The sequence below is a fragment of the uncultured Microbacterium sp. genome (assembly GCF_963528945.1).
Classification (GTDB): Bacteria; Actinomycetota; Actinomycetes; order Actinomycetales; family Microbacteriaceae; genus Microbacterium.
The window spans coordinates 121402-131420 of sequence record NZ_CAURWX010000001.1 but is presented as its reverse complement, the minus strand read 5'-3'; the positions used below and the strand labels follow the sequence as shown (position 1 = coordinate 131420).

12 protein-coding genes are annotated in these 10019 nt (G+C 70.6%); 6 read left to right on the top strand and 6 right to left on the bottom strand.

Annotated features, from left to right (window positions below):
• Positions 1-3: 3 nt before the first annotated feature.
• Positions 4-213: a hypothetical protein gene (locus RWS82_RS00600; RefSeq protein WP_314645781.1), complete on the top strand. Its 210-nt coding sequence runs from the start codon at positions 4-6 to the stop codon at positions 211-213.
• Between the two features lie 49 nt (positions 214-262).
• Here the strand turns inward: RWS82_RS00600 and RWS82_RS00595 are convergent, their stop codons facing one another.
• Positions 263-1726, bottom strand: a complete 1464-nt coding sequence (locus tag RWS82_RS00595) for an MFS transporter (protein ID WP_314645780.1) — start codon at positions 1724-1726, stop codon at positions 263-265.
• A gap of 73 nt (positions 1727-1799) precedes the next feature.
• Positions 1800-3140, bottom strand: coding sequence for a M20/M25/M40 family metallo-hydrolase (locus RWS82_RS00590; protein WP_314645777.1), 1341 nt, complete (start codon positions 3138-3140; stop codon positions 1800-1802).
• 60 nt (positions 3141-3200) lie between these two features.
• Between RWS82_RS00590 and RWS82_RS00585 the strand changes: the two genes are divergently transcribed.
• From RWS82_RS00585 to RWS82_RS00570, 4 genes are all read left to right on the top strand, one after another.
• Positions 3201-4244 (top strand): FUSC family protein, encoded by a 1044-nt coding sequence (locus tag RWS82_RS00585; protein WP_314645776.1) that lies wholly within the window; start codon positions 3201-3203, stop codon positions 4242-4244.
• An 83-nt stretch (positions 4245-4327) separates the two neighbouring features.
• A complete protein-coding gene (locus RWS82_RS00580) occupies positions 4328-4582 on the top strand; it encodes a hypothetical protein (protein ID WP_314645774.1) in 255 nt (84 codons plus the stop codon).
• Positions 4583-4642: 60 nt separating this feature from the next.
• Complete coding sequence (locus tag RWS82_RS00575) at positions 4643-4909, top strand: thioredoxin family protein (protein ID WP_314645772.1); 267 nt, start codon at positions 4643-4645, stop codon at positions 4907-4909.
• 109 nt (positions 4910-5018) lie between these two features.
• A complete protein-coding gene (locus RWS82_RS00570) occupies positions 5019-5432 on the top strand; it encodes a VOC family protein (protein WP_314645769.1) in 414 nt (137 codons plus the stop codon).
• Positions 5433-5499: 67 nt separating this feature from the next.
• On the opposite strand, the gene thrC is transcribed toward RWS82_RS00570, so the two are convergent.
• From thrC to RWS82_RS00550, 4 genes are all read right to left on the bottom strand, one after another.
• Complete coding sequence (gene thrC / locus RWS82_RS00565) at positions 5500-6903, bottom strand: threonine synthase (RefSeq protein WP_314645767.1); 1404 nt, start codon at positions 6901-6903, stop codon at positions 5500-5502.
• Positions 6904-7007: 104 nt separating this feature from the next.
• A complete protein-coding gene (locus tag RWS82_RS00560) occupies positions 7008-7415 on the bottom strand; it encodes an arsenate reductase ArsC (RefSeq protein WP_314645764.1) in 408 nt (135 codons plus the stop codon).
• Positions 7416-7431: 16 nt separating this feature from the next.
• A complete protein-coding gene (locus tag RWS82_RS00555) occupies positions 7432-8034 on the bottom strand; it encodes a response regulator transcription factor (RefSeq protein WP_314645762.1) in 603 nt (200 codons plus the stop codon).
• Positions 8031-9209 (bottom strand): histidine kinase, encoded by a 1179-nt coding sequence (locus RWS82_RS00550; protein WP_314645761.1) that lies wholly within the window; start codon positions 9207-9209, stop codon positions 8031-8033. Before RWS82_RS00550 ends, RWS82_RS00555 begins: the two co-directional genes overlap by 4 nt.
• A 154-nt stretch (positions 9210-9363) precedes the next feature.
• On the opposite strand from RWS82_RS00550, the gene RWS82_RS00545 reads away from it, so the two are divergent.
• Complete coding sequence (locus RWS82_RS00545; RefSeq protein WP_314645759.1) at positions 9364-9897, top strand: small multidrug efflux protein; 534 nt, start codon at positions 9364-9366, stop codon at positions 9895-9897.
• The last annotated feature ends 122 nt before the right edge of the window (positions 9898-10019 follow it).

Genomic DNA, 10019 nt, shown 5'->3' with positions numbered 1-10019 from the left:
GGGATGAACGGACCCCGACGGCGCCTCTTCCTGCGGCTTTCGGTCACCTGTTCGCTCCTCGTCATCGGAGTGGTCGTCGGCCTGATCCTGCAGAACGTCTGGCTCGGCATCCTGTTGGCCGCCATCGTCTGGCTCGGCTGGTTCCTCGGCTACGAGTCGCGCCGCGGGCACAACGCGGGCGTGAACGACGAGGACCACGGCATCGAGGTCTGATCCCGCACGCGCAGATTCGAGATCGACCGCGACGGACCGGCGCAGATCCTCACCGCAGTGGTGCCGCCTCGGGCTCGACGGAACGGTCGGTGAACGCGGTGCGGGGCACGAACAGCAGGCAGAACGCGGCGACCAGCGCCGTCACCCCGCACACGATCCACACCGTCATGTAGCCGGCGAGCGATCCGGCCGTGTTCTCGGCGGTCGAGCCCGCGACCTGCGCCGCCCCGCCGAGCAGGGCGATGCCGAACACGCAAGAGGCGACGGCACCGCCCACCGTCTTCACCGAGTTGGTCAGACCGGTGGCCACACCGGTCTGGGTCGCCGGCGCGGCGGATGCCGCAGCGGCAGGCAGCGCGGCGACCAGCGCCCCCGAGCCGAGACCGGCGATCATCATGTTCACGACGACCTGCGGATACGTGTCGTGGAAGGGCACGAAGAGCAGGAATCCCGCACCGACCAGCAGCGACGCGAGCAGCAGCGCACGCCGCGGGGAGATGCGCCGCGCCACGGCGGGGAAGAGCAGGGCACCCGCGATCATCGCGATGAGGTACAGCCCGATGATCAGCGACGTCTGGAAGCCGCTGGTCCCGAGGCCGTAGCCATTCACCCCGGGATCGGTGCGCGCGAAGGTCGACAGCGGCGCCTGGGCGCCGAGCACGCTCACACCGAAGAGGCCCGCGGTGAGGAAGACCGGGCCGAGGGCCGGCGAGCGGAACATCCGCACGTCGATCAGTGGATCCGGATGCCGCAGCTCCCACCGGGCGAACGGGACGACCAGCAGCACACCCAGCACGACCACGGCCCACGACAACGGGTTCGCGACCCCGCCGTCGAGGCGCAGCAGGCTGAGACCTCCCGTGAAGCAGAGCAGGGCCAGCGAGATCAGCACCAACCCGATGGTGTCGAAGGTCCCGCCGTTCTGATCCGGCGACTCCTTCACTCCGACGAGGATCACGAAGAAGCACACCACGATCAGGGCCGCCGGCACGAGGAGCACGACCGTGAGGGGCAGGACGTCGACGAGCTGTCCCCCGGCGAGCGCGCCGATGATGGCCCCACCCTCGAGCGCCGCGACGAGCAACCCCGCCGCCTGGGCGGTGATACCGGCTCGGCCCTCCAGCCGGCGGGATCGCGACCAGATGAGGGCGATCTCGAGGGGCAGCCAGACGACGTAGAACCCCATCAGCGTCCAGGCGACGAGGAACACCGCGAAGGAATCGGTGAAGGGCAGCACGAGAGCGGCGACAGCGGTGAGGGCCGTCGAGACCAGGAGCATCCGCTTGTGCCCGACCATGTCGCCGAGCTTGGCGAACGCGGGGACGACGAGCGCCGAGAGCATCAGCTGCGACCCCTCGAGCCAGTTCACATCGGCGTCGTGGATGCCGAGATGACGAGCGATGTCGGTCAGCATCGGCGTGTAGTAGCCCTGGAGCACCCCGCTCGTGAACTCCACGAACGCGAGATAGCCGACCACGGCGGCGAGAGCGCCGAGGGTGCGGGTGCGCGTCATCGCGACTCCTGCTTCTGTCCCGGCCCCGCCGGCACGGCATCCGGGTACGGCGTGCGCTGCGGGGCGTTTGCGATCACCCTAACCGTTCGAGGAGCGCGCGATGGAAGCGCTCGCCGCGCTCGAGGGCGGCGACCTCGACCCGCTCGTCGACACCGTGGATCGACGCGCGCTGCGCATTCGACATGTCGAGCGGGGCGAAGCGGTAGACCGCCGGGCAGAAGCGATGGAAATGACGGGAGTCGGTGGCGGCCATCATCACGTACGGCACGGCCGGAACCCCCGGGTGCGACACCTCGAGGGCCGTGGCGAGCAGGCCGAAGGCGGCGTTGTCGGTGGGCGACTCGGGCGACGGCTCACTGGCTTCGAGCACCTCGACGCGCACGAGCGGGTCGCGGATGCGTCGGCGCACGCGGAGCACCGCCTGTTGCGTCGTCTCGCCGAGGGCGACCCGGAGGTTGATCGTGGCGGAGGCCTGCGACGGCAGCACGTTCGCCGCGGTTCCGCCGGATTGCATCGTCGGCGCGATCGTCGTGCGCACCAGCGCCGCAGGTTCGCCGCCGAGCATCGCGAACAGACGCGCGGTGAGCAGAGGCGCGGCCGAAAGCAGGCGGAGGAGGTGGCGCGGCGCACCCGGAGTGCGGTCGGCGAGGCGGGCGAGCATCGTCAGTATCGCCTTCGGAGCGCGGGGCCGGAAAGTTCCCGGCCCGAGCCGCTCGACCGCCCGAGCGACGCGCCGCACGGCGGTGCGCGAGGGCGGTGCCGAAGCGTGGCCGCCGTCTCCCCGCGCCGACAGCCGCACGGTCAGCACGCCCTTCTCGCCCACTCCGATCATCGCGGCACGACCGGGGACGAACGGCAGCGGGGCGTCGACCACGGCGCCGCCCTCGTCGACGACGAGCCAGGGGACGATGCCCCGCGCCCGGAACACGGAGGCGATGGTGCGGGCGGCCTCCCCATAGGTCTCCTCGTTGCCCCCGAACGAGAGATACACGTCCCGCGGCGGGGCGAAGCCCGCGGCCAGCAGGTTCTCGACGGCCTCCAGGATGACGATCAGCGGGCCTTTGTCGTCGAGCGCGCCTCGTCCGTACACCAGCCCGTCGGCGATGACGCCGTCGAACGGCGGGTGCGTCCAGTCATCGCTCTCGTCGACCGGAACGACGTCGTAATGAGCCATGAGCACGAGCGGCGGGTCCGACGACTCCTCGCGCGCGGCCCAGCGGAACAACAGACCGTGATCGGTGATGCGCTCGCGCTCGAGGTGCGCGTGCACGAGCGGGTACAACTCGGCGAGCAGCGCGACGAAGTCCTCGAACGGGCCGGCGCCGCGCTCGTCGAGCTCGGCCGACACGGTCGGGAGCCGGATCATCCGCGCGAGACGCTCATCGATCCCGGGTCGTACGCTCGCAGCCGTCACGTCGCCATCGTATCGACCACCATGGTCGGAGGTGCCGTCGACCGGGAGGACAATGGGAGGGTGAGTCTGTTCGCCTTCGCCCCGTCACGCGGGAAGCGGTGGCATCTCGCACTTCAGGCCTCGATCGGCATCGCCGCGCCGATCGCCCTCCTCACCCTCCTCGGGCACGCTCCCCTCGGCTATGTCGCCGCGAGCGGCGCGTTCACGGTGCTCTACGCGGGATCGGCGCCGGTGGTGGAGCGCGCCCGCATGCTGCCGTTCGTCGCCGCGGGGCTGCTCGCGAGCGCGGCGCTCGGGGCGCTCGCCGCCGGAAGCACGATCGCTGCATCGGCGGGGGTCGTGGGCGTCGCGATCGCCAGTGCGGCGCTCGCGTTCGGCTTCCGCCTGGGCCCGCCGGGGCCGCTGTTCTTCGTGCTGGTGTTCGGGCTGACGGCGCACGTCATCGGCACGGGCGGGATCGGCGCTCCGGTGTATCTCACCGCATTCGCCGGGGGCTGCGTCTTCTCGTTCCTCGTCGCCCTCGCACCGCTCCTGCGGTCGCAGACGCGTGCGGCACGACCGCGCTCCCTCCGCGAGCTCTTCCCCGGGCCGAGCCTCGATGCCGACGGGCGGATGCTCCTGCTCCGGGTGGCGATCGTCGCGGTGGTCGGCGTGCTGCTCGGGCTCCTCGTCGACCCGGACCGCACCTATTGGATCGTGGGCTCGGCGGTGGCGGTGATCGGAGTGGCCGCGGCGCGACGGGCGGCGTTCCAGCGCGGACTGCATCGGATGCTCGGCACGGTCGTCGGCGCCGGCCTGTACCTGCTGCTCGCGCTGCTGCACCCCGCGGGGATCTGGCTCGCGCTGCTCCTGGGGACGTTGCAGTTCGCGATCGAGCTCGTCGTCGTGCGGCACTATGCGTTGGCGCTGGTGTTCATCACCCCCCTCGTGCTCCTGCTCACCGGCGCGGCGACGGGCACCATCGGATCGATCGACGTCGCCGGGGAACGCATCGTCGACACCCTCGTGGGCGCCGTGCTCGGAGCCGCGTCCGGCGTGCTGCATCGATCGCCGGAACGCCCCCTCGGCAAGGACGACACTCCCTCCACCGACGGCGAGAATTAGCGGTTATCCCCGGTTCCCGCACCGGCGTGACCGGGGACGGAGGGAGGCTTGGCAGCCTGATCTCCCACCCGCACAATAGGAGCATGCTCGCCGTGACCGAACCTCAGATCTGGACGATGATCGGAGCCTTCATCGCCACCACGATCGGCATGATGACGATCGTGTCGACCCTGTTCGTCCGCGTGCTGCGCGCCGAGATCGGCGGCCTGCGTGCCGAGATCGGGGGTCTCCGCGAGGAGATGCAGGGCCGTTTCGAGGCGGTGGGCGTGCGGATCGACGGCCTCGACCGGGACGTGCAGGCGCTCGTGAAGCGCACGTTCGGCCTCGATCGGGAGTAGGCGAGGGAACATCGACGTCGCCTCGCCGGTTGCACTGCACACAGCATCCGGAAGGCTCGCATGGAACTGACGCTCGTGTCATCGTCGTTCTGCGGCGCGTGCGCCCGCACCCGCGCCGTGCTGCACGACGCCGTGCGCTTCCTGCCCGACGCCGCCGTCACCGAGATCGACGTGGCCCGCGATCCGGATGCCGCCGAAGCGCTCGACATCCGCTCGACGCCGACGGTCGTCATCCGCGACGACGCGGGGGCGATCGTCTTCCGCGCCGAGGGCGTCCCCTCCGTGCCGCAGGTGCTGGCGGCCGCGGTGCGCGCGCTCCCCGACTGACACCGCGCGACACGGGAGATATACCGCTCACGGTGTCTTGTGCGGTGCTCGACCCCCGCGCAGAATGTTGCTGCCTCGGCCCGCAGGCATCCGTCGATCAGGAGTAACCATGGCCTTTCTGAACCCGTATCTGTCCTTCCGCACCGAAGCGCGCGCGGCGATGGAGTTCTATCGCGACGCACTCGGGGGCGACCTCGAGGTCACCACCTTCGGCGACTACCCCGGGATGGTCGAGAACCCCGACCAGCAGTCGCTCGTGATGCACGCGCGACTCACCACCTCCGACGGTCTCGTGCTCATGGGCGCAGACACCCCCGACGGCGTGCCCTACGAGAAGCCCGCCGGCATCTCGGTCTCGCTGAGCGGCAACACGAAGGCGCGTGCTCAGGAGGTCTGGGATGCGCTGTCCGACGGCGCCACCATCACGATGCCGCTCGACACCCCGCCGTGGGGCGGCACATACGGCATGCTCGTCGACCGTTTCGGCATCGCCTGGATGGTGCACAGCGACCCGGAGGCCTGACTCCGATCGCACGAAGGGTCGGTATCCCGCGGGATACCGACCCTTCGTGCGACGGGAGCCGGGCGACTCAGTGCAGCGCGTGCTGCTCGATGAAGGCGCGCAGCGCGTGCTCGTCGTCGGCCATCTCGACGACGTGCTGCGGAGCTCCGAGCATGTCACGCAGGTCCTTCGAGTAGTCGAGCTCGACGCCGATCGCCTCGATGATCGTCTCGGCGAACTTCTGCGGCTTGGCGGTCTCGAGCACGAGCATCGGCACGCCCTCCTCGACGTGCTGATGCGCGACCTTGACCCCGTCGGCCGTGTGCGGGTCGATGATCTCCTGGGTCTCGGCATAAACGGCGCGGATCGTCTCGAGGCGGTCGGCATGCGTCGACGTGCCGCTGACGATGCCGAACTCCTCGACGAAGCGCGGCTGGTCGGCCGCGAAGTCGACATACCCCTGCTCGTCGAGGTCGCGCCAGGCGCCGACGACGCGCTCGGGGTCGCGGCCCACGAGCTCGAAGATGAAACGCTCGAGGTTCGACGCCTTCGAGATGTCCATCGACGGGCTGGACGTCGCCAGGGTCTGCGCGGCGTTCCGGGGGCGGTAGATGCCGGTGCGGAAGAACTCGTCGAGCACGTTGTTCTCGTTGGCCGCCAGCACGAGGCGGCGGATCGGCAGGCCCATCTGCTTCGCGAAGAAGCCGGACAGGATGTTGCCGAAGTTGCCGGAGGGCACCGTGAACGACACCTCGGTCGCCCCGTCGGCATCCGTCGCGCGCAGCCACGCCCAGAAGTAGTAGACGACCTGCGCGGTGATGCGGGCGAGGTTGATCGAGTTCACCGCGCCGAGGTTCTGCGCGCGCTTGAACGGCAGGTCGCCGGCGAGGTGCTTGACGAGGTTCTGGCAGTCGTCGAAGACGCCTTCCACGGCGATGTTGTGCACGTTCTCGTCGTCGAGCGAGAACATCTGCGCCCGCTGGAAGGCGCTCATCCGCCCCTGGGGCGACAGCATGAAGACTGCGACGCGCTCTTTGCCGCGCAGGGCGTGCTCTGCCGCAGAGCCGGTGTCGCCGGAGGTCGCCCCGAGGATGTTGAGCACCGAATCGGTGCGCTCGAGCGTGTACTCGAGCACCTGTCCGAGGAACTGCATCGCCATGTCCTTGAACGCGAGGGTCGGCCCCTCCGACAGTCCGACGAGAGTGAGACCGCCGCTGAGCGGCCGCAGCGGCACCACGTCGCCGGGGAAGGGCTCGTATGCCGCCTCGGTCATGCGGGCGAGGTCTTCGCGGGGGATGTCGGTGGCGAAGAGTCCGATCACCTCGGTCGCCAGCTGCGGGTAGGTGAGCGCGCGCCACCGTTCGAGCGTCTCGGCGTCGACCGTCGGCATCTCGGCGGGCACGGCCAGGCCGCCGTCGGGCGCGAGGCCCTCCAGCAGCGTCTCGCTGAACGGCTGCGGCTGCATGCCGCCGCGGGTGGAGATGAACTGCACGTCTGCTCCTCGGCTCGGGACTCGGCCCGTCCATTCTCGCAGGAGGATCCACGGCCCGTTGACGCATGACGCACCGCGGGGAATCGCGGGACTGCGGGGAGTGCTCAGAGCAGATCGGCGAGCAGAGCCTCGATGCGGGCGCGGATCTCGTCTCGGATCGGCCGAACGGCCTCGATCCCCTGCCCCGCCGGGTCGTCGAGCTTCCAGTCCTCGTATCGTTTCCCCGGGAAGAACGGGCACGCGTCGCCGCAGCCCATCGTGACGACGACGTCGGATGCCTGCACGGCCTCGGTCGTGAGCACCTTCGGCTGCTCGCCGGCGATGTCGATTCCGACCTCGGCCATCGCGGCGACCGCGACCGGGTTGATCGCGTCGCCGGGCATCGAACCGGCCGAGCGCACCTCGACGCGCCCCTGACCGAGCTCGCGCAGGAAGCCGGCGGCCATCTGCGAGCGGCCGGCGTTGTGCACGCACACGAAGAGGACGGAGGGCTTCGCGGCAGCGGTCGTCACGCCTCCAGGATAGGCGTCAGATCCAGCCGCGCTCCTCGGCGAGGAGTACCGCCTGCTGCCGCGTGCCCACCGCGAGCTTGCCGAGGACGGCGGAGACGTGGTTCCGCACGGTTCCCGGCGCGAGCGAGAGGGCGCGGGCGATCTGCCCCGTCGTCTCGCCACGGCGGCCGGCGCGCAGCACGTCGAGTTCACGGTCGGTGAGCGGTGAGCGTTCGTCGCTCAGGGCATCCGCGGCGATCTCCGGATCGACGTAACGGCCACCGGCGGCGACCTTGCGGATCACGGCCGCGACCTCGTCGGCTCCCCGGGACTTGGGCAGGAAGCCGCTGACGCCCGACGCCAGGGCGCGCCGCAGGACCCCGGGTCGCGCATGGCGGGTCACCACCACGCAGCGGGTCGGAATGGCGCGGTGCAGACGCTCGGCGACCTGCACCCCGTCGAGTCCGGGCATCTCGAGGTCGAGCAGGCACACGTCGGGCTCAATGCGCATCGCCTCGGCGACCGCCTCGCTGCCGTCTGCGCACTCGGCGACGACCTCGATGTCGGGTTCGAGACGCAGCAGGGCGGCGAGCGCGGAGCGGATCATCCCCTCGTCGTCGGCGAGCAGCACACGGATCATGCGGGCTCCTCGGCCGGGACGGTGACCGTGATCGAGAACGAGGCGCCATCGCGCTCGACGGCGAGCGATCCACCCGCGTCGGCGATGCGACGCCGCATGCCGGCGATGCCGGACGCGGCGTCGTCGACCGGAGCGACTGCGCTCGCCGGGTCGGCGTCGTTCGCCAGCGAGTAGCGCCACACGGCGCCGTCGCGGTCGAGCGCGATCCGCGCCCGTTCCCCATTCCCGTGCCTCAGCACGTTGGTGGTCGTCTCGCGGATGATCGGTCCGAGGGCGGATGCCGGGGCACGATCGGCGTCGTCGGCGATGCGCGCCTCGACCGCGAGCCCGGCCGCCTCGAGGAGGTCGCGGGCGTTCGCCAACTCGTCGCCGAGCGGCACGGAACGGTATCGCGTCGCGAGGTCGCGGGTCCCCTGCCGCGCGTCGTCGACACTCACGCGCGCGGCGCGCAGCTGCTCCATGCCGGCGGCGGGATCGGCGGGCATCAACCGCTCGGCGAGTTCGAGCTGCAGCGCGATCACCTGCAGGTGGTGCCCCTGCAGGTCGTGCACGTCGGTCGCCACGCGCAACCGTTCCTGGGTGGCGGCGAGACGGGCTTCGGAGGCGCGCGCACGGTCGAGCGTCATGAGCACGTCCCACCACCAGAGGGTGCTCACCGTCATGACCGGCAGGAGCGACGTGTAGACGATCGGCATCCACCACGTCGTCTCGCTGTACTGCTGGGCGTCGATGAATCCAAGCACCACGAGCAGCAGCACGGCGGCGATGGTGACCCGGTAGCGCACGCCGGCGGGCCAGTTCAGCAGGGTGAGCGACTGCACGACCGGCATCAGCGCGAGCTGCCAGCTGCCGAGCAGGGCCCCGGCGGTCGCGCCGAACGCGACGGCGACGGCGATCGGCAGCAGGATGCGCCGCCAGGCCACCCCCGGTCCCGCATCGACGCGATGACGGTAGTCGCGCAGCAGCAGCATCGTCGAGGCGCACCACAGAACGCCGCCGACGGCCACAACCACTCCGATCGCGGTCGTGTCGGGGAGCGTGAAGGCGATCAACGTCCAGAACAGCACGAGCATCAGCTGCAGGAACATCACCCCGCCCGCCGTGTACCACCAGGTCGCGACGACGCCGCGGGCGAGCCGGCGGGAGCCGGGGGTGGGGTCGACGGATGCGCTCACCCCACCACCCTAGGGCCGTGACACATGTCACCCGTCGCGCGTGCAGACCGCCCGGACACCGGTGACACCGCGGCACTTCTGCGCTCGCTGCCGCTCGGCTGGACTGGGGTCATCGCCACGGACCGCCCGTGGCCCGACACGTCGGGAAGACCCCATGAACCTCATCGAGACGTTCCAGGATCTGGTCGCCCAGGTGCCCGAACTCATCCAGCCCCTCATCGTCGCGCTCGCCGGCGCGGTGCCCTTCATCGAAGGCGAGGGCGCCGCGGCCATCGGCATCATCGGCGGCATCCACCCGGTGGTCGCCGCGATCGCGGCCATCGTCGGCAACTTCGCGTGCGTCGCCGTGCTGGTGCTCGCGAGCTCCGGTGCCCGCAAAGCGATCGTCGACCGCACCCGCACCCGCCAGCTCGCGGGCGCCGACGGAGCCGTCGTCGTCGAGGAGACTCCGGTCGACGACCGCCGCACCGCGCGGCGCCAGAAGTTCCAGCGGGCCTTCGAGCGCTACGGCGTGCCCGGGGTGAGTCTGCTCGGCCCGCTCCTGCTGCCGACGCATTTCACCGCCACCATGCTCGCGGCCTCCGGCATCGGCAAGGGCCGCATCCTCATCTGGCAGGCGGTCGCGATCATCGGCTGGACCACCGTCATCACCCTCATCGTCGGTGGCGCGGTGTCGGTCATCCACTGACCCGCGGGAGCGGCGCGCGCAATTGTCGCAGGCGGTTCCCGATTTGGAAAGCCCCTCCGTCGATCACGGGGTCGAGGCGCTGGATGGACATTCACCGACAGCAGATCAGAAAGGTAGGACTC